Raw genomic sequence first — 18,457 nt, forward strand, 5'->3', positions numbered from 1 at the left:
CCCGACCTGCGATGCAGGATTGCCGCCCGAGGGGGACTGCCTTACATCAGCCGGTGCAATTGATTTTGTCATGAGCCAGGCCGTCACGGCGTCACTCGTGACCCGGTGATCACTTTTTCATCGCGTTCCGCCTCCCGCTGCCTTCCTCGCGTGGCAGCCCTGGAAGTGATCGTTGACCAGCCCGCACGCCTGCATGGCGGCGTAGGCGGTGGTGGGCCCGACGAAGGCGAAGCCGTGCCGCTTGAGCGCCTTGGCCAGGGCGGTGGACTCGGCGGTGACGGCCGCGGCATCAGCGAGCCGACGGGGTGCCGGGGTCGGCCGGGCGGGCGCGAACGACCAGATCAGCGCATCCAGACCACCCTCGACCGTCTCCCGCACGCGCAGCACCGCACGGGCGTTCTGCACGGCGGCGTTGACCTTGGCCCGATTCCGCACGATGCCCGGGTCGGTGAGCAGCCGTTCCACGTCGTCGCCGGTGAACGCGGCGACCTTCTCGGCGTCGAAGCCGAGGAAGGCGGACCGGAAGTTCTCGCGCTTGCGCAGGATCGTGATCCAGGCCAGGCCGGACTGGAACGCCTCCAGGGTGATCCGCTCGTACAGCGGCCCCTCACCGTGCACCGGACGGCCCCACTCAAGATCGTGGTACGCCTGGTAGTCGGCACTGGCGGCCCCCCAGAAGCAGCGCCGCAGACCGTCCTCGCCAGTGACCAGGGCCGGGCGGTCAGCCACGGGCCTGCTCCTCGACCTGGCGCCCGAGCTTTCGTAGCGCCGCCCCGTACCCCGCCTTGGCCACGGCGGCGATGAGCGGGGAAGCAAGACGGGTCAGGGGCTCGGGCGGCACCCGTACCTCTTCGGTCCAGACCAGCCGGGTGACCGGAGCCGTGGACCGGTCGGCCCCGCCGGACGAGCCGGGCCGGCCAGAGAGGAAACTGCCGGACTCCCCCGAGCCACCCTGGTCGGGCGTGCCAGGTTCGGCCCAGAGTTCGGCCACGATCCAGCCCCGGACAGCCCAGCCGGTCTTGCGCACACGGAATCGCGCTGCGGGGCCCTCCGGTACAACGGGCACACCACCCGCGCCGCTCGGGCTACCTGCGCCGCCCAGACCACCTGCGCCGCCCGGACCACCTGCGCCGCCCAGACCACCTGCGCCGCCCGGACCACCTGCGCCGCTCGGGCCGCTCGGGCTACCAGCGCCGCTCGGGCCGCTCGGGCCGCTCACGGCGTCCACCACATCAACGGCGTGCGTGGCATCCACGGCGTCCACGGCGTCCACGGCGCGTGTGGCATCCATGGCATGCGTGGCGTCCACCGCGTGCGTGGCATCCACAGCGTGCGTGGCGTCAGCGGCGTTCCTGACGTTCGCGTCTGGCACAGCGTCGGGGCTTCCGGAAATGCCTGTGCCGTGCGACTGTTCCGAACCTTCGGCAGCTTGGGCCCGACTGCGAGGCGCGACGAATTCCTCGATCTCCATCGCATCGTCGAAGGCCAGCGGTCCCACTCCGGTGCGCGCCACGAACACCGATCCGGGCTGGTCGCCCGGCCCGATCACACGGATGGTGGTGAGGGGCGCGAGCTGAGCGTGGGCCGGCCAGTCGGTGAGGCGTTGCCAGACGAGTTCGACGGGCGCGGCGATGGGCACCTCGACGCGGAACTGCGCCATCAGGAACGGCCTTCGGGCTTGGTGGTGGGCATTCCACCGGACGGCGGGTCTCCGGCGCGGCGGCGAGGGCGACGCAGGGGGCCGGTGGCCGGGTTGGCGCCCGGGTTGGCGGCCGGGTTGGTGGAGGCGGGACTGCCGATGGCGGGGTTGGCTGCAGTGGCGGGCGGTTCGGCGGAAAGCGGGGTGGAACCGGTGTGGGGCAAGGAGGTTCGGGAGGTGAAGCGGTCGGGGTCGGACCAGGCGTCCGAGGCTGCGGGAACGCCCGGAGTGCCCAGAGCGGCAGGGAAGGAACCGGAGTCGGGCCCGGATGCAGGTTGCGTGGGCGAACCGGGACCCGGACCAGCGACGGGGTGAGAGCCGGTGGAAGGGGCCGCACCAGGCTGGCCGAACGAGCCGGTGGAAAGGGCCGCACCAGGCTGGCCGAACGAGCCGGTGGAAGGCTCGGCCGAGGGCCGGGAGAAGGAATCGGTGCCGTAGGTGGGCAGGGATCCGGTGCCTTGACCAGGGGTGGAGAGACTGCCCTGGGGACCGTGGGTGGGGAGAGATCCAGTGCCCTGGCCGGAAGCGGACGAGCTGCCCTCGGGGCCGTGGGCCGGAAGCGAACCCGTGCCCTGCCCAGAGGCCGACGAACTGCCCGCCGGACCGTAGGTGGGCAGAGAACCAGTGCCCTGGCCAGAACCGGACGAGCTGCCCTCAGGACCGTGGGCCGGAAGCGAACCCGTGCCCTGCCCAGAGGCCGACGAACTACCCGCCGGACCGTAGGTGGGCAGAGAACCAGTGCCCTGGCCAGACGCGGACGGAGTGCCCTGGGTGCCGCGTGTGGGCAAGGAGCCGGTGCTTCCCGGCGAGGCCGGAGATGAACCGGTGTCCGGACCCGAGCCAGGTCCCGAGCCGGGGGCTGAACCGGGGGCTGAACCGGGGGCTGCGCCCAGCGCGCCGCTGCGGGCCAGTTGCAGGCGGATGGACTTCTCTTGTGCGACCTCGGCGCGGAGCCGGTCGACCTCGGCGCCCAGCAGGTCGAGCGCCGCGTCGACCTGATCCATGCGGTAGCCGCGGAAGCCCTGCACGAAGCGCAGCGCGGCCACGTCGCGGCCGGTGACGCCGTCGGCCGGCAGGGCGCGGGCAGGGATGGTCGGGGCCGGCTCGTCGAGGCCGCCACGGATCATGCCGGTGGCCACGGCGATCACGGCGGCCACCACCGCGAGGGTGAGCAGCAGCATCAGCAAGGTCACGAAACAGATCGTCCCACGCGCTACCGACAGTTTGCCCGACGACGAGCTAGGAGCGGGGCCCGCCGTGGTCCGGCAGCACCGACCCGATCGGGGCCCGGCCGGCCCGCTCGACGTGCCTGACCTGCGGGTGCCAGCCGGAGGCGGCCTCGGTCGGCGAGGACTCGGCGAACTGCACGAGCTCGACCGGCAGCGGGGCCGGATCGACCCCGGCGCGGTCCAGGACCACCGCCAGGATCTCCGAGGCCATCACCCCCAGGTCGGCCAGGTCGCGGTTGCGGTGCTTGCGCACCCCCAGGTCGACCTGCCCGATCGCGTCCAGGCCGGCCAGCTGCACGGTGTCCATCAGCAGGGCGACCTCGACCCCGTAGCCCCCGGCGAAGGGCAGCCGGGTGAGCAGGTCGCGGCGGGCCGCGTACTCCCCGCCGAGCGGCTGCACCACCCCGCTGAGCTGCGGTGCGAACCGGGCCAGCAGGGGGCGGGCCATCAGTTCGGTCACTCGGCCCCCACCGCTGCGCTGCTCCACCGAGTCCAGCCGCAGCGGCCTTCGGTAGAAGCCCTTGACCAGCTGCACCCCGGGTTCGGTGAGCAGCGGGCCGAGCAGGCCGACCACCACCTCCGGACCGACCTCCACCAGATCGGCGTCCACGAAGACCACCAGGTCGCCGGAGGTGGCCGCGAGCGAGCGCCACAGCACCTCGCCCTTGCCCGGCAGCGGCTCCAGACCGGGCAGGACCTCGGACAGCGCCACCACCTTGGCCCCGGCCGCGACGGCCCGCTCGGCGGTGCGGTCGGTGCACCCGCCGTCCATCACCACGACCTCGTCCACCAGGGGCCCGGCCGCGAGCACCGCGCCGACCACCCCGGCGACGGTCTCCTCCTCGTTCAGGGCCGGCAGCACCACGCTGACCGTGCGACCGCGCTTGGCGTCGAACAGCTCCGAAGCCGACCACGGGACCGGCTGCCACGTCCGCCGCGCGAACCAGTCACGGACGTCCTCAGGCAGTTGCCCGGAACCACCCGCGGGAGCCGGGCCGCTCACGCCAGCCCTCGCACCGCACGAGCCGGCGGCCTTTCCCCACGGATGCTCGCCACCATGTCGATCGCCCGGCGGCTGGCGGCCACGTCGTGCACCCGGAAGACCTTCGCCCCGCACCACGCCGCCACCGCGGTGGCGGCCAGCGTGCCCTCCAGCCGCTCGTCCACCGGCAGGTCCAGCGTCTCGCCCACGAAGTCCTTGCGGGACAACGACATCAGCACCGGATGCCCGAGCCCGACCAGCGACTCGGTGCGGCGCAACAGGGCCAGCCCGTGCCAGGTGTTCTTGCCGAAGTCGTGCGTCGGGTCGAGCAGCAGCGACTCCCCCGGCACCCCCGCCTTCATCGCTCGCCGGGCACTGGCCTCCAGACCGGCCAGCACGTCGTCGACCACGCCCTCCGGCGAGGTGCCGTAGCCCACCCGGTGCGGACGGGTGCGGGGCACCGCGCCTCCGGTGTGCGAGCAGACCAGCCCGGCCCCGGACGCGGCCGCGATCTCCGGCAGCTCCGGGTCGTGCCCGGCCCAGGTGTCGTTGATCAGGTCGGCCCCGGCCGCGCAGGCCTCTCGGGCCACCTCGGCCCGCCAGGTGTCCACGCTGAGCAGCAGATCGGGGTGCGCCGCGCGGATCCGGGCCAGGAACGGCACGACCCGGCGCAGTTCCTCGGCGGTGTCCACGTCCGAACCGGGCCCGGCCTTCACCCCGCCCACGTCGACCAGGTCGGCGCCCTCGGCCTCGGCCCGGGCCACCGCCTCGGCCGCGCGGCCCTCGTCGAACATCCGGTTGCCGGCGTAGAACGAGTCCGGCGTCCGGTTGATCACGGCCATCACCACGGGCACCCCGGGCGCGAACTCCCGGCCGCCCAGCCGGAGCCGGGCGGAGGGGGCAGGAACCGTCACGGAGCGGACTCCACCTGTTCGATCACTGCGGGAACGGCGGGCAGCTCGCCCAGCCGGGCCTCGATCTGGTCGAGGGCCTCGTCGATCGTGGTCGTCCAGGCCAGCGTGTCGAGCGCCGCCTCGGACAGGAAGTTCTCGGCCGAGAGCTTGCGGATCAGGTCGTGCAGGGGGGCGTAGAGCCCGGTCGGGTCGAGCACCACCACCGGCTTGGCGTGCATCCCGAGCGACGCCGACACCCACACCTCGGTGAGCTCCTCGAGCGTGCCGATACCGCCCGGCAGGGTCAGGAAGGCGTCGGCGAACTCCTCCATCCTTCCCTTGCGCGAGCGCATGTCGGTGGTGACGATCAGCTCGTCGGCGTCGTGGTCGGCCACCTCGAGATCGACCAGGGCCTGCGGGATCACCCCGACGGTGTGCCGGCCCCCGGCCCGGACGGCCTGGGCCACCGCGCCCATCATCGAGATCGAGCCGCCGCCCGAGACCAGGTCGTGGCCCCGGGCGGCGATCGCCGCCCCTACCTCGGAGGCGAGCTCGACGAAACGGGGGTCGATCCTGACGGACGACGCGCAGAAGACACAGATCCTGGCCACCGCGCCATTGTCGCCCGGGGGCTCAGGCGCCTGCGGCGGGGTCCGGCTTCGCGGCGTGTTCGCCCTGGGCGGCCGCCATCAGGCCGACCGCCTCGTCCACGTCGTCGGTGATCGTGAGCAGGTCCAGGTCGGCCTCCTTGATCATCCCCCGGGCCAGCACCGGGCCGGCCAGCCAGTCCTTCAGGCCCTGCCAGTAGTCCGACCCCAGCAGCACGATCGGGAACGACGTGACCTTGTGGGTCTGGACCAGCACGAGCGCCTCGAACAGCTCGTCGAAGGTGCCGAAACCGCCCGGCAGGACGATGAATCCCTGGGCGTACTTGACGAACATGGTCTTGCGGGCGAAGAAGTAGCGGAAGTTGACGCCGAGGTTGACCCACTCGTTCATGCCCTGCTCGAACGGCAGCTCGATGCCCAGCCCGACCGAGACGCCACCGGCCTCGTGCGCCCCCTGGTTGGCACCTGCCATGGCACCCGGACCGCCCCCGGTCACGACCGCGAACCCGGCCTTGACCAGAGCCTGCCCGACCTGCTGGGCGAGCTTGTAGTCGGGCGCCGAGTCGGGTGTGCGGGCCGACCCGAACACGCTGATCGCGGGGCCGAGCTCGGCCAGGGCGCCGAACCCCTCGACGAACTCGGCCTGGATGCGCATCACCCGCCAGGGGTCGGTGTGCACCCAGTCGCTGGACCCGCGGCCGTCGAGGAGCCGCTGGTCGGTGGTGGATTGGGGTACCAGACCGCCGCGCCGGGTGGTCGGGCCCGAGGTGTGCTCGTCCTTGTCCATGTGAGGATCTTCCGGCTCTGCGGGGTTCGGTCGCGTGCTCATCGGCCTGACGGTAGGCGTTTCTGGCCGGGCCGCACCACCGCAGGGTCACCACGCCTCACCCGCCCCGCCCGTCACGGTTCGTCGGGGACGGTGACGCTGTGCCCACGGGTTCGTCCGGGACGAGAAAATACGTCCTGCTTCACTCGAGTCGTGCGCTCAAACCCCGATAGTGTCGGTGCGTGCGCGGTCTGCCGGAGGAGTTGACCCGGGACGGCGTGTCTCCGCTGGCGGACGTCGAAAAACTCGTCGTCGAGGGCCGGTACGGGCGCGCTGATCTCGCTCTTCGGCGACTCGAGGCGCTGATCCCGAGCCTGGCCCAGACCGCCGACGACGAGACCCTGCTGCTGGCCCTCTACGGCCGCGCGGTGCTGCTGCGCCGCCTCGGGGGCGGCCACCAGACCGCCATCGCCGCCTGTGACGTGCTGGAACGCGCTGCCCACGAACGTCAGGCCGGGCTCTGGGCGGCGATCGCCTGCGCCGCCCGGGCCCAGTTCCGGGTCGACTCCGGGGACATCGGCGGCGCCACCTCCGACCTGGCCCGGGCCGACTCCGCGCTGGCCGGCGACGAGCTGACCGAGGAGAACGGCTACCGGCTGCTGAACGGGCTGGCCGTGGTCTACGCGGGGCTGCGCCTGCAGGACCGGGCCGACGAGACCCGTACCCGGATCGAGCACACGATCGCCGCGCGCAGCCCGCTCGACCAGGCCGAGCACTGGGGCACCTGGGCCACCGAGCTGGCCGCCCGCGCGATGGAACCGCTGGCCGGGGGCGCGCAGGACCCGCAGCAGGAGTTCATGAGCCGGGCGGTCGAACTGGCCACCAAGGTCGACGAACTACCTGAGGACGCGGTGCCCGGCACCTTGCGCCGGGGGGCGAACGGTGTGCGGGCCCTGGCCGCCGCCTACCGCGGCCGGCCGTCCGAGGCCCTGCGGCTGCTCGGCCCGGACGCGTTCGGGACGGTGGGCGACCTGCCCGCGGCCGAACGGCAGATCGTCTCGCTGGCCGCGATGCGCGCCCACGCCCTGGTCGGCTCGCTGGCCACCGCCCGCAGCCTGGACGACGCGGCGATCTCGCCGCCGGCCACCCTGCCGAACCTGGTGCTCGAGGTCTGCCGCACCCGTGAGCGGCTCTGGCTCGAGACCTACGCCAACGGCGAGGTCGTGCCGGTGCTGCACCGGATGACGGAACTGCTGGTCCGGCTCGGCTGGCGCGGGATGGACCTGGTGGCCGACACGGCCCGCCAGGCGCTGGAGCACCAGGCGCTGCGCACCGAGAGCCGTACCGACGCGCTGACCGGGGTGGGCAATCGCCGGGCGCTGGACGAGGAGCTGCGGCAGCTGCTGCGCTTCGGCCCGCTGCCGCTGGCCCTGATCCTGGTCGACGTCGACCACTTCAAGGAGATCAACGACCGGTTCACCCACGTGGTGGGTGACGAGGTGCTGCGCCGGGTCGCTGCCAGCCTGTCGCTGCAGCTGCGCACCGACGACCAGCTGCTGCGGTACGGCGGCGACGAGTTCGTGGTGCTGCTGCCGGGCACCGGCGACGAAGAGGCCAACGCGGTGGCCGAGCGGATGTGTGTGGCGGTCGGCGCCCGCCCGTGGAACGAACTGGCCGACGGCCTGGACGTGTCGATCACCACCGGGGTGGCCGCGGTCTGGTCGCTGTCCGGCCGGCGGCCCGACGCCGACGCCGAGAAGCTCTTCCGGCGCGCCGACGAGCGGCTGCTGGCGGCCAAGCGCGACCGCCCGGGCGAGGAGGACGCCCGCCCGGTGTCCGCCCCGGTCTCCAGCTGGGACGACGACTCGACCGACGACGTGGCCGCGGTCTCGATGCCGCCCACGCCGACCCGCCTGCTCGGGGCCGAGGTGCTGGGGCCGCACAGCCGTCCCGGCTCGCGTCCCGCGGTGTCCCAAGGGCTCAATGGAGGACGTCGGTCCACCGACCCGGAGTTCGATCCGGCTCTGGATGCGGGTCAGGAATCCGCTCAGGACCCCGGCCGGGAGAAGAACGGCACCCCGGTGAACGGGGTGCGGCTCGGTCTGGCCCCGGCCGGCGACCCGGCGCTCGGCGACGTCCTGCCCGAGACCGAGTCCCACGACGAGAAGGACGGCGGGCGCCCCTACGGCGCGGCTGCGGAACTGCCCCGGTCGTCGGGCACCCGGCGGTCCCGGCGGGCCGCGCGGGACGCCGAGGCGGCGGGTTCGCCGGTCAACGGCATCCCGGTCGAGGACCAGGGAGCGCGCGAGGCCGAGTCGGCCGCCGCCGCGGTCGCGGCCCGGCAGGCTTCCGAGGCGCGCGAGCGGGCCGCTCGCGAGGCCCGGGCCAAGATCGAGCGGGAGCAGGCCGAGCGCGAGGCCCGGGAACGCGCCGAGCAGGAGGCCAAGGAGCGCGCTGCCCGCGAGCGCATCGAACTGCAGGCCCGGGAACGCGCCGAGCGCGAGGCCCGGGAGCGGGAGGCCCGGGAGCGGGCTGCCCGCGAGGCCCGGCAGCGGATCGAGGCCGAGCGGCGCGAGAAGGAAGAGCGCGAGCGGATCGAGGCCGAGGCCCGGCGTCTGGCCGAGCAGATCGAACGCGAGCGTCGCGAGGCAGAGGCCCGGGCCGAGGCCGAGCGGGTGGAGCGCGAGCGGCAGGCGGCCCTGGCCAAGGCCGAGGCGGAACGCCGGGAACGTGAACGGCTCGAGGCCGAGCGGCTCGAACGTGAGCGCCTCGAGGCCGAGGCTCGGGCCAAGGCCGAGGCGGAACGCCGCGAACGTGAACGGCTCGAGGCCGAAGCGCGCGCCAAGGCCGAGGCCGAACGCCGCGAGCAGGAGCGCCTGGAGCGCGAGCGCATCGAACGGGAGCGCCGCGAGGCCGAGGCCCGCGCCAAGGCCGAGGCGGAACGCCGCGAACGCGAACGGCTCGAACGCGAGCGCATTGAGGCCGAGGCCCGTGCCAAAGCTGAGGCAGAACGCCGCGAAGCCGAGGCCCGAGCCAAGGCTGAGGCCGAACGCCGCGAACGCGAGCGCCTCGAAGCCGAGGCCCGTGCGAAGGCCGAGGCCGAACGGCTCGAGCGGGAACGTCTGGAACGCGAGCGCCTCGAACGCGAGCGGATCGAGGCCGAACGGCGCGAGCGCGAACGCCTCGAACGGGAGCGGATCGAGGCCGAGCGACGCGAGCGCGAACGCCTCGAGGCCGAGGCCCGCGCGAAGGCCGAGGCCGAGCGCATCGAGCGTGAGCGTCTCGAAGCCGAACGCATCGAACGTGAGCGCGTCGAGCGTGAGCGGGCCGAGGCCGCCCGCCGGGCAGCCGAGAAGGCTGAGCAGGAGCGTCTGGAGAAGGAGCGCAAGGAGGCCCTGGCCAAGGCCGAGGCCGAGCGTCTGGAGCGGCAGCGCGTCGAGCGTGAGCGCCGCATCCACGAGGCCCGCGAGCGGGCTGCTGCGGCCCGCCGTGAGCGGGAGACCCGCGAGCGCGCCGAGCGGGAAGAGGCCGAGCGCCTGGCTCGCGAGCAGGCGGCCCGCGAAGAGGCCGAGCGCCAGCGTCTGGAAGAGGTGCGCCGGGCCGCCGAGGAGATCCGACGGGAGGCCTACGAACGGGCTGCCCGCCTGGCGGCCACCGCCTCCGGCAACACCGGCAGCTGGCCCACCACGCAGGGCCCCAACACCGGCAGCTGGATGATGCCCGGCGCCGCCGCGGTCGAGTCGCCCACCGCGCCCTCCGCCCCGCGGCCCGAGCAGATCGAGGCCGACCGCCGTTTCCAGGAGACGGCGGCCGAGATCTACCGTCCGAGCCCCAACCTCGGCCCTTCCACCGAGACGTTCCGAGCCCTGAGCGACCCGCTGAACGACCCGGTCCCCGGACCGAGCTCCGGCTCCAGCAACTCCGGCTCGGGAGGCAGCGGCTCGGGCTACCCCTCGGCCGACGCTCCGGGGTACTCCAGCGGCTCGTCCTACGGCAGCGGCTACGACGACAGTTACCGCAGCAGCTCGTCCTACCCGTCGGACTCGTCGGCGGACCGCCCGGGCAGCTCCTACGGCAGCGAGAGCCCGTACAGCAACGGCTCGTCCGGCTACCCCTCGCCCTACAGCAACGCCCCGGAAGAGCCGGCCGCCCCCTGGAGCTCGGGCTCCTCCTCCCCCGCCCCCTGGGGTCCGGAAGCCCGCGACGAGCGTCCCCGCAGCAGTTCGGGCAGCAGTTCGGGCAGCAGTTCGGGCGGGCGGTCGGCCAACGGCTGGCCCGAGGAGGACGAAGAGATCGACGTCCGCGAGCAGCCGGGGCAGGGAAAGCTGCCCGGCACCGGCCACCGCGACCCGCTGGGTCCGGGAACCTCACGCCAGGCGATCATCGACCTCTCCGCGCGCCGCCGTCACCGCAACGACTGACTCCGCCCCGGCGGCCGATGCCGAGCCCAATAGACACCCGGGCTGACTGCTGCCAGATGGGCCGACCTGGGCTGACTGACTGAGTGGGATCGGCGGGCCGCCTGGTCGTGTACCAGGCGTATACATAGAAGAAGACCGCCCCCCACCAGCACGCCCCAGGCCACCACTGGCCCAACCGGCCACCGCAGGGGCTGACCTCCGCCAGGTCGGCCCACCAGAGGTCCGCGGACCACGCCGTTCGTGTACCAGGTGTACACATCAACGAGGACCAACCCGACCACCGCCGGACCCCGCCGACCACCGCAGGCCGGCCTCCACCAAGTCGGCTAGAGGTCCGCGGGCGTTCGTGTACCAGGTGTACACATCAACGAAGAGCAACCCGTCCCGGACCCGGCCGACCGCCGCAGGGCTGACTTCCCAAGTCAGCCGGCCAAAGGTCCGCGGGCCACGCCGTTCATGTACCAGGCGTCTACATCGACGAAGACCGACCCCGCCCAGGTGGCCGAAGCCGCTCCTGCCACGGAGCCGGCACCGACAGCCGCTCCCGGCAAGAGAGGCTGACACCCGGCGACAGCGCCCGGCGTCCAAGCCTCCCCACCGAACCCGACCGGCACCGACCACCCGTCCACCGACCTCAACAAAGGGGCCCACCGGCGTCCTCAAGCTGGTTCGCCCGAGACCGCACGAGCAGGTACTTAACACTGCGCGAAGCGCCGCACACCCCCTGTCCACCTTCATCGATGAACGCTTACTGCACTCCACACGTGCGCAAAATGCCATATTGCGCTCTAATCACTCATTGATTAAGCCTATACGTGAGCAAGATGTAACAGTGCGGCACGAATCGACGGGGTGGGGCACGGAATGTTCGCGTGTGCGGTGACGGTGGGCTTGGCGCGGGCCCGCCGTGGTTGAAGGGCGAATCCCGGCTACGCGGACCAGTGCGGAGTCCGGCGACGGTGACGGGCGGAATCGAGACCTGATGACAGAGCAGCAGACCAGCGGCAGCCGACTCGACGCTTCAAGGCCCGACCGTCCGACCGACAAGACGGCGGACACGAACCCTCAGACTCCCCGGACCCCGATCAACTCCCAGCACACCCATCCGGTCCAGTGGACGGGCCGGCTGGAGTTCGACCTGACCGACAGCCGGGGCTGGCGGGTGGGCACCATCGAGGTCGTCGTGCGGATCGACACGGTGACCCTCTGGTACGGCAATCGCACTCTTGCGGTCATGCACCGGGAGTCGTTCAAGCACTGGCTGATGCGCCCGGTGGTCCCCTTCGAGTTCGACGACGTGGTCTGGTTCATGCAGGGCACCACCACCTGCCTGACCATCGACGGGGCGAACTCCTACGCGGTGCCCGACCCGATCGTCGACCACCTGTTCGCGGTGGCCTGAGCCGAGAACCTCAAGACCTACGCGACCAGCCACCGCCGCAGGGCCTCCAGGCAGGCGGTGAGATCGCTGACCGGGCACTGCTCGTCGTCCTTGTGCGCGAGCGAGGGGTTGCCCGGGCCGAAGTTCACCGCCGGGATCCCGAGCGTGGAGAACAGCGCCACGTCGGTCCAGCCGAACTTCGGTCCGGGTGTTCCCCCTACTGCCTTCACGAAATTCGCTGCCACCGGGGCGTTCAGCCCTGGTCGGGCGGCCGGCGAGGCATCCGTGACGGTGACCGTGAACCCGTCGAACAGCGAACGCAGGTGCGCCTCGGCCTGCTCCAGGCTCTTGTCCGGCGCGAACCGGTAATTGACCAGCACCGTGCACCGGTCGGGAATGACGTTCCCGGCGATCCCTCCGGAGATCCCGACCGCGTTCAGGCCCTCCCGGTAGACCAGCCCGTCGACCTCGATCTCGCGGGCCCGGTAGGCGTTCAGGACCTCGAGCACCGCCCCGGCCTTGTGGATCGCGTTCGAGCCCATCCACGACCGGGCCGAGTGCGCCGCCGTCCCGGTGGTCTCCACCTCGATCCGCATGGTGCCCTGACAGCCGCCCTCGACCACCGCCGAGGTGGGTTCGCCGAGGACCGCGAAGTCGGCCTGCAGCAGCTCCGGCCGGGTGCGGGAGAGGCGGCCGAGGCCGTTGCGCACGGCCTCCACCTCTTCGCAGTCGTAGAACACGTAGGTGACGTCGCGGGTGGGTTCGGCGACGGTCGCGGCCAGAGCCAGCGCCACCGCCACACCGCCCTTCATGTCCACCGTTCCCCGGCCGTGCAGCACCGAGCCGTCCGGGGAGAGCCAGGTGGGCAGGTTGGCCGGCTCGACCGTGATCGGCACCGTGTCGATGTGCCCGGCGATCACCACCCGCTCGGCCCGGCCGAGGTGGGTGCGGGCGACGATGCAGTTGCCGTCGCGGATCACCTCCAGGTGCCCGAGCTCGCGCAGCGCGGCCTCGACACGGTCGGCGATCAGCGCCTCGTCACCGCTCACCGAGGGGATGTCGCACAGCGCGCGCGTGAGGTCCACGACGTCGCCGGTCAGGTTCAGGGTCAGCGCGGCACCGGTCATGTCGCGACCATATCGGGCCCCACGAAACCAGATTGAGGACGCCGGCGGGCACCGATGCGTTTCGGGTACCGGTGCGCGGGTGGCTCGGTGGGCGGACCACCCTTCGCCCGCCCGTAGGATGCACGGCATGACCGAGGTGAGCCCCACGTCCCCCGCTTCCGCTTCCGCCCCCCGCCTGGCCTGGGGTTATGGCCTGGCCAGCAGCACCGAGGCCGGGGTCGTGCTGGACACCTGGTACCCGGCTCCGCAGCTCGGCGCCGCCCCGCAGGCGGCCGGCCCCTACGACGTGCCCGCCGACCTCGCCTCGCTCGAGGGCACCGACCCGCACCGCAAGGTGCGCCTGCACGTGGTGCGCACCGAGATCGACCTCGACGCCGAGCCGAAGGACACGCCGGACGCGTACCTGCGCCTGCACCTGCTCTCGCACCGCCTGGTGCGGCCCAACACGATCAACCTGGCCGGCATCTTCGGCGCCCTGCCGAACGTGGTGTGGACCAACCACGGCCCCTGCCCGGCAGACGACTTCGAGGCCACCCGGCTGCGCATCCGCGCCGGCGGCGGCCCGAACACCCGGGTCGAGGTCACCGGGATGGACAAGTTCCCGCGGATGACCGACTACGTGCTGCCGGCCGGTGTGCGCATCGCCGACGCCTCGCGGGTGCGCCTGGGCGCTCACCTCGCCGCCGGAACCACGGTCATGCACGAGGGTTTCGTCAACTTCAACGCCGGCACGGTGGGCAATTCGATGGTCGAGGGCCGGATCTCGCAGGGTGTCGTGGTCGGTGAGGGCTCCGACATCGGCGGCGGCGCCTCGATCATGGGCACGCTGTCGGGCGGCGGCAAGGAGGTCATCGCGATCGGTGAGCGCTGCCTGCTCGGGGCGAACGCCGGTCTGGGCATCAGCCTGGGTGACGACTGCGTGGTCGAGGCGGGTCTGTACCTGACCGCCGGCACCAAGGTGCAGCTGCTGTCCGAGCCGAAGGGCACGGCCGGCGACGGGGTCCCGGCCAGCAAGGAGAACCCGAAGCTGGTGAAGGCCTCCACCCTTTCGGGGGCCAGCGGCCTGCTGTTCCGCCGCAACTCCACCACCGGGGCGGTGGAGGCGCTGGCCCGCAGCGGTGGCTTCACGTTCGAGCTGAACGCGGCGCTGCACGCCAACGACTGAGTCCGGCGAGAGGCGGTCATGCAGCTTTCTCTCAGGTAGAAGCTGCATGATCGTCCGTTCGGACCGAACGACGACGGCAAGGAGGTGAGGGCGGATGAGTAACTCCGATCCCACCCGGCCCATGCCGGCCAAGGGCCCGAAAGCCGGTACGCCCCGCCCGGAACGGCCCGCTCCCGTCGGCAGCCGGCCCCCGGCCGGGTCGGACGAGCGCACCCGGCCGATGGCGCAGGAGAGCACCGATCCGTACCGCGACGACGGGGGCAGCATGGGCGGTCGCAAAGCCAAGCGCCGCAGCCCCTTCCGCGGCCCGCTGATCGCCCTGACGGTCATCCTGCTCACCGCCGGCGCCGCCGTCGGTGGCGCCTGGATCTGGCTGCAGGGCGCCGTCGGCCCGGTCACCCTGCGGGAGATCTGCACGGGCGAGTTCGAGAACGGCGACAAGCACACGCTGGAGATCGACCAGGCCGACAACGCCGCGATCATCACCGCCATCGCCGAGAAGCGTGACTTCCCGGTGCGGGCGGCCACGATCGGCGTGGCCACCGCGATCCAGGAGTCCAAGCTCCGCAACATCACCTACGGCGACCGCGACTCCGTAGGCCTCTTCCAGCAGCGCCCGTCGCAGGGCTGGGGCACCCGCGAGGAGATCCTCGACCCGATCTACGCCACCAACGAGTTCTACGACGCGCTGGCCAAGATCGGCGACCTGGACGAGCTGACCATCACCGAGGCCGCCCAGAAGGTGCAGCGCTCGGCCTTCCCCGAGGCCTATGCCGACCACGAGCCCGAGGCCCGGCTGATCGTGTCCCCGCTGGCCGGTCACTCCCCCGGCGGCTGGAACTGCGTGCTGAAGGAAGACGACCTGGCCGCCCAGCAGCCGGGCGAGAACGGCCTGACCGAGCGGGCTCTCGGAGTGCGCGCCGCCGCCAAGGAGGAGCTGGGCCGCAGCAAGTCGGAGGTCGACCAGGCCGGCACCGGCCTGACGTTCTCGGTCCCGGCCGAGAAGAACGACCGCCACGCCTGGGCCCTGGCATCCTGGGCGGTGGCCCGCGCGGATGCGCTCGGGGTGAAACAGGTTTCGCTGGCCGGGCACCGCTGGGTGCGGGCCGACTCCGGCAAGGGCTGGACGGAGACCGCCGGCGATCTCTCCGATCGCCAGGTCCAGATCACTGTTTACTGACAGCGCAGCCGGCGCCCGAGGGCGTCCTCAATTGGAAACCCTCGAGCCCCCAAACGGAACCACCGGGCGCCTCGTCGTGGAGGAGCACCCGGCGCCGAACCTGAGCCCGGTGGTCCTGACTACCCGACCACCGGGCCCTCATACGTGTATCAGCGCTCGCTGATCCCCAGGTAAGGACGTTCCGTGGCGCCGATGTAGACCTGCCGCGGACGTCCGATCTTGGTCTGCTTGTCCTCGGTCATCTCGCGCCACTGGGCGATCCAGCCCGGCAGCCGGCCGAGGGCGAACAGCACCGTGAACATCTTCGTGGGGAAGCCCATGGCCTTGTAGATCAGGCCGGTGTAGAAGTCCACGTTGGGGTAGAGCTTGCGCTCGATGAAGTAGTCGTCGCTGAGCGCGATCTCCTCGAGCCGCAGCGCGATGTCGAGCAGCGGGTCGTTCACGCCCAGACCCCGCAGGATGTCGTCGGCGGTCTTCTTGATGATGGCCGCGCGCGGGTCGTAGTTCTTGTACACCCGGTGCCCGAAGCCCATCAGCCGGACGCCGCCCTCCTTGTTCTTCACCTTGTTCATGAAGGTGTCGGGGCCGTCGGGCGACTTCTGGATCTCCTCCAGCATCTCCAGCACCGCCGAGTTGGCGCCGCCGTGCAGCGGGCCGGACAGGGCGTGGATACCGGCCGAGACCGAGGCGAACAGGTTGGCCTGGCCGGAGCCGACCAGCCGGACCGTGGAGGTCGAGCAGTTCTGCTCGTGGTCGGCGTGCAGGATGAACAGCAGGTCCAGGGCCTTGGCCAGGACCGGGTCCACGTCGTACGGCTCGGCCGGGAAGCCGAACGTCATCCGCAGGAAGTTCTCCACCAGGCCGAGCGAGTTGTCCGGGTAGAGGAACGGCTGGCCGACCGACTTCTTGTAGGCGTAGGCGGCGATCGTGGGCAGCTTGGCCAGCAGCCGTACGGTGGCCAGCTCGACCTGGTCGTGGTCGCGGATGCTGGTGCTGTCCGGGTAGAACGTGCCCAGCGCGGAGACCGCGGCCGAGAGCACCGGCATCGGGTGCGCGTCGCGCGGGAAGCCGTCGAAGAACCGCTTGAAGTCCTCGTGCAGCAGGGTGTGCCGCTGGATGCGGTTGGTGAACTCCTCCAGCTGCGACGTGCTCGGCAGCTCACCGTAGATCAGCAGGTAGCTGACCTCGAGGAAGGTGGACTTCTCGGCCAGCTCGGCGATCGGGTAGCCGCGGTAGCGCAGGATGCCGGCGTCACCGTCGATGTAGGTGATGGCCGAGGTGCACGACGCAGTGTTGGTGAAGCCCGGGTCCAGGGTGACGTAACCGGTCTTCGAGAGGAGCGAGGACACACCGAACCCGGAAGTTCCCTCAGTTGCCCGGGTCACCCCCAGGTCGAGTTCGCCGCCTGGGTAGTTCAGGGTGATCTGATCGGATCCGTCGGACATAGGACGCTCCCACGCTGGTGTCTGGGTCCAGGGTCTTGTGGCCGTGCTCCGGCGTGGTTCGCCGGGACACACGGCCTTAACGCAAGTTACCCCTCGTTGATCCGCCTGAGCCATCCGGACCAGCCGCACGGGCCGCGAGTTGCGCCACTCTTTCATCACTGACGGTCAGTGCGACGCGCACGTGCCGGGCACCCGAGGGGCCGTAGAAGTCTCCCGGAGTGACCAGGACGCCGCGCGCGGCGAGATCGGCGACGGTGTCCCAGCACGGTTCGTCCCGGGTGGCCCAGAAGTACAGGCCGGCCTCGGAGTAGTCGATCTTGAAGCCCTCGGCCCGCAGCCAGTCGCGCACGACTTCACGCCGACGGCGGTACCGCTCGCGCTGCTCGGCGACGTGCTCGTCGTCGCCCAGGGCGACCCGCAGGGCCTCCTGCACCGGCCACGGGACGATCATCCCGGCGTGCTTGCGGATCTCCAGAATGCGTTGCACCAGAACGGGATCCCCGGCCACGAAGGCGGCCCGGTAGCCGGCCAGGTTGGACTGCTTGCTGGTCGAGTAGACCGCCAGCAGACCCTCGTGGGACCCGCCGCAGACCTCCGGGTCGAGGATGCTCGGCACCTCCACGCCGTCCCAGCCGAGCTCGGCGTAGCACTCGTCGCTGGCCACCACGGCACCCACCGAACGGGCCCAGGCGACCATCTTGCGCAGGTGCTCCACCCCCAGCACCCGACCGGTCGGATTGCCCGGGGAGTTGAGCCAGAGCAGCTTGACCGCGTTCTTGCCCGGGCCCACCTGCACCGTGCCGTCGGCGGCGAGCGGAGTGGCCCCGGCCAGCCGCGCACCCACGTCGTACGTGGGATATGCCACTTGGGGATGCATGACCACGTCGCCCGGGCCGAGCCCGAGCAGGGTGGGCAGCCAGGCCACCAGTTCCTTCGAGCCGATCGTCGGCAGCACGCCGGCCGGGTCGAGGTCGGGCACGTTGCGCCGACGCGCGAACCAGGCCGCGACCGCCTCCCGCAACGGCGGCGTGCCGTAGGTCTGCGGGTAGCCGGGCGCGTCAGACGCGTCGGCCAGGGCCTGCCGGACCAGCTCGGGCGTGGGGTCGACCGGGGTGCCGACCGACAGGTCGACGATCCCGCCCGGGTGCTGCCCGGCCTGGTTCTTGAACGGCGTCAGCCGGTCCCAAGGGAAGTCGGGCAGCACCGGGGCGGCCACTACTCGGCCTGCGGGGGCAGCGCGGCGATGAACGCGTGGTCCTTGTTGATCAGGCCCATCTTGGCCGCCCCGCCGGGCGAGCCGAGGTCGCCGAAGAACTCGACGTTGGCCTTGTAGTAGTCGCCCCACTGGTCCGGGACGTCGTCCTCGTAGAAGATCGCCTCCACGGGGCAGACCGGCTCGCAGGCACCACAGTCCACGCACTCGTCGGGGTGGATGTAGAGCATCCGTTCCCCCTCGTAGATGCAGTCGACAGGGCACTCCTCGATGCAGGCCTTGTCCTTCACATCCACGCAGGGCTGCGCGATGACGTAGGTCACGTCCGTCCTCCTGGTCTGGCCGCCC

Annotated in this window: 15 protein-coding genes; 4 read left to right on the forward strand and 11 right to left on the reverse strand. The window is 71.8% G+C overall.

Going from position 1 to position 18,457, the window contains the following annotated elements:
• Window positions 1-117: 117 nt before the first annotated feature.
• From LWF15_RS05475 to LWF15_RS05505, 7 genes are all read right to left on the reverse strand, one after another.
• Window positions 118-729 (reverse strand): DNA-3-methyladenine glycosylase I, encoded by a 612-nt coding sequence (locus tag LWF15_RS05475; protein ID WP_285617728.1) that lies wholly within the window; start codon window positions 727-729, stop codon window positions 118-120.
• Complete coding sequence (locus LWF15_RS05480; protein ID WP_232809257.1) at window positions 722-1,660, reverse strand: SRPBCC family protein; 939 nt, start codon at window positions 1,658-1,660, stop codon at window positions 722-724. Before LWF15_RS05480 ends, LWF15_RS05475 begins: the two co-directional genes overlap by 8 nt.
• Window positions 1,660-2,892 carry a DivIVA domain-containing protein gene (locus tag LWF15_RS05485; RefSeq protein WP_232809258.1) on the reverse strand — a complete coding sequence of 411 codons (1,233 nt, stop codon included), beginning with the start codon at window positions 2,890-2,892 and terminating at the stop codon, window positions 1,660-1,662. The genes LWF15_RS05480 and LWF15_RS05485 overlap by 1 nt, the downstream gene beginning before the upstream one ends.
• Window positions 2,893-2,938: 46 nt before the next feature.
• Entirely contained in the window at window positions 2,939-3,931 is a 993-nt protein-coding gene (locus LWF15_RS05490) for a glucosyl-3-phosphoglycerate synthase (RefSeq protein WP_232809259.1), read from the reverse strand.
• Window positions 3,928-4,752 carry a dihydropteroate synthase gene (gene folP, locus LWF15_RS05495; RefSeq protein ID WP_269809695.1) on the reverse strand — a complete coding sequence of 275 codons (825 nt, stop codon included), beginning with the start codon at window positions 4,750-4,752 and terminating at the stop codon, window positions 3,928-3,930. The genes LWF15_RS05490 and folP overlap by 4 nt, the downstream gene beginning before the upstream one ends.
• Before the next feature lie 68 nt (window positions 4,753-4,820).
• Window positions 4,821-5,414, reverse strand: coding sequence for an LOG family protein (locus tag LWF15_RS05500; RefSeq protein WP_232809261.1), 594 nt, complete (start codon window positions 5,412-5,414; stop codon window positions 4,821-4,823).
• Window positions 5,415-5,436: 22 nt separating this feature from the next.
• Entirely contained in the window at window positions 5,437-6,240 is an 804-nt protein-coding gene (locus tag LWF15_RS05505) for an LOG family protein (protein WP_232809262.1), read from the reverse strand.
• A gap of 179 nt (window positions 6,241-6,419) precedes the next feature.
• Here LWF15_RS05505 and LWF15_RS05510 point away from each other — a divergent pair, with 179 nt between their 5' ends.
• Together LWF15_RS05510 and LWF15_RS05515 are read left to right on the forward strand one after the other, a co-directional pair.
• Window positions 6,420-10,598, forward strand: coding sequence for a GGDEF domain-containing protein (locus LWF15_RS05510; RefSeq protein WP_232809263.1), 4,179 nt, complete (start codon window positions 6,420-6,422; stop codon window positions 10,596-10,598).
• A 982-nt stretch (window positions 10,599-11,580) separates the two neighbouring features.
• The gene (locus LWF15_RS05515) at window positions 11,581-12,000 is read left to right on the forward strand and encodes a hypothetical protein (RefSeq protein WP_232809264.1); all 420 of its coding nucleotides are present in this window, start codon (window positions 11,581-11,583) and stop codon (window positions 11,998-12,000) included.
• Window positions 12,001-12,017: 17 nt separating this feature from the next.
• On the opposite strand, the gene dapE is transcribed toward LWF15_RS05515, so the two are convergent.
• On the reverse strand, window positions 12,018-13,106 hold the full coding sequence (dapE, locus tag LWF15_RS05520; protein WP_232809265.1) for a succinyl-diaminopimelate desuccinylase: 1,089 nt from the start codon (window positions 13,104-13,106) through the stop codon (window positions 12,018-12,020).
• Between the two features lie 127 nt (window positions 13,107-13,233).
• Between dapE and dapD the strand changes: the two genes are divergently transcribed.
• Window positions 13,234-14,271, forward strand: coding sequence for a 2,3,4,5-tetrahydropyridine-2,6-dicarboxylate N-succinyltransferase (gene dapD, locus LWF15_RS05525; RefSeq protein WP_232809266.1), 1,038 nt, complete (start codon window positions 13,234-13,236; stop codon window positions 14,269-14,271).
• 94 nt (window positions 14,272-14,365) lie between these two features.
• On the forward strand, window positions 14,366-15,451 hold the full coding sequence (locus tag LWF15_RS05530; RefSeq protein ID WP_232809267.1) for a hypothetical protein: 1,086 nt from the start codon (window positions 14,366-14,368) through the stop codon (window positions 15,449-15,451).
• A 149-nt stretch (window positions 15,452-15,600) separates the two neighbouring features.
• Here the strand turns inward: LWF15_RS05530 and LWF15_RS05535 are convergent, their stop codons facing one another.
• The 3 genes from LWF15_RS05535 to fdxA all read right to left on the reverse strand — a co-directional run bounded on the left by LWF15_RS05535 (window position 15,601) and on the right by fdxA (window position 18,432).
• On the reverse strand, window positions 15,601-16,896 hold the full coding sequence (locus LWF15_RS05535) for a citrate synthase (RefSeq protein ID WP_232809268.1): 1,296 nt from the start codon (window positions 16,894-16,896) through the stop codon (window positions 15,601-15,603).
• 76 nt (window positions 16,897-16,972) lie between these two features.
• Window positions 16,973-18,112 carry a succinyldiaminopimelate transaminase gene (gene dapC / locus LWF15_RS05540; protein WP_232809269.1) on the reverse strand — a complete coding sequence of 380 codons (1,140 nt, stop codon included), beginning with the start codon at window positions 18,110-18,112 and terminating at the stop codon, window positions 16,973-16,975.
• Window positions 18,112-18,432: a ferredoxin gene (fdxA, locus tag LWF15_RS05545; protein ID WP_232809270.1), complete on the reverse strand. Its 321-nt coding sequence runs from the start codon at window positions 18,430-18,432 to the stop codon at window positions 18,112-18,114. The genes dapC and fdxA overlap by 1 nt, the downstream gene beginning before the upstream one ends.
• Window positions 18,433-18,457 lie beyond the last annotated feature (25 nt).

It is taken from the genome of Kineosporia rhizophila (genome assembly GCF_021277265.1).
Taxonomy (GTDB): Bacteria; Actinomycetota; Actinomycetes; order Actinomycetales; family Kineosporiaceae; genus Kineosporia; species Kineosporia rhizophila.

Bases quoted from the DNA above. Each gene is read 5' to 3' on its own strand.
- dapD (WP_232809266.1), top strand. From the start codon at position 13,234: ATGACCGAGGTGAGCCCCACGTCCCCCGCTTCCGCTTCCGCCCCCCGC.
- LWF15_RS05535 (WP_232809268.1), bottom strand. From the start codon at position 16,896: ATGTCCGACGGATCCGATCAGATCACCCTGAACTACCCAGGCGGCGAA.
- LWF15_RS05480 (WP_232809257.1), bottom strand. From the start codon at position 1,660: ATGGCGCAGTTCCGCGTCGAGGTGCCCATCGCCGCGCCCGTCGAACTC.
- dapE (WP_232809265.1), bottom strand. From the start codon at position 13,106: ATGACCGGTGCCGCGCTGACCCTGAACCTGACCGGCGACGTCGTGGAC.
- LWF15_RS05530 (WP_232809267.1), top strand. From the start codon at position 14,366: ATGAGTAACTCCGATCCCACCCGGCCCATGCCGGCCAAGGGCCCGAAA.
- LWF15_RS05505 (WP_232809262.1), bottom strand. From the start codon at position 6,240: ATGAGCACGCGACCGAACCCCGCAGAGCCGGAAGATCCTCACATGGAC.
- folP (WP_269809695.1), bottom strand. From the start codon at position 4,752: ATGGCCGTGATCAACCGGACGCCGGACTCGTTCTACGCCGGCAACCGG.
- LWF15_RS05515 (WP_232809264.1), top strand. From the start codon at position 11,581: ATGACAGAGCAGCAGACCAGCGGCAGCCGACTCGACGCTTCAAGGCCC.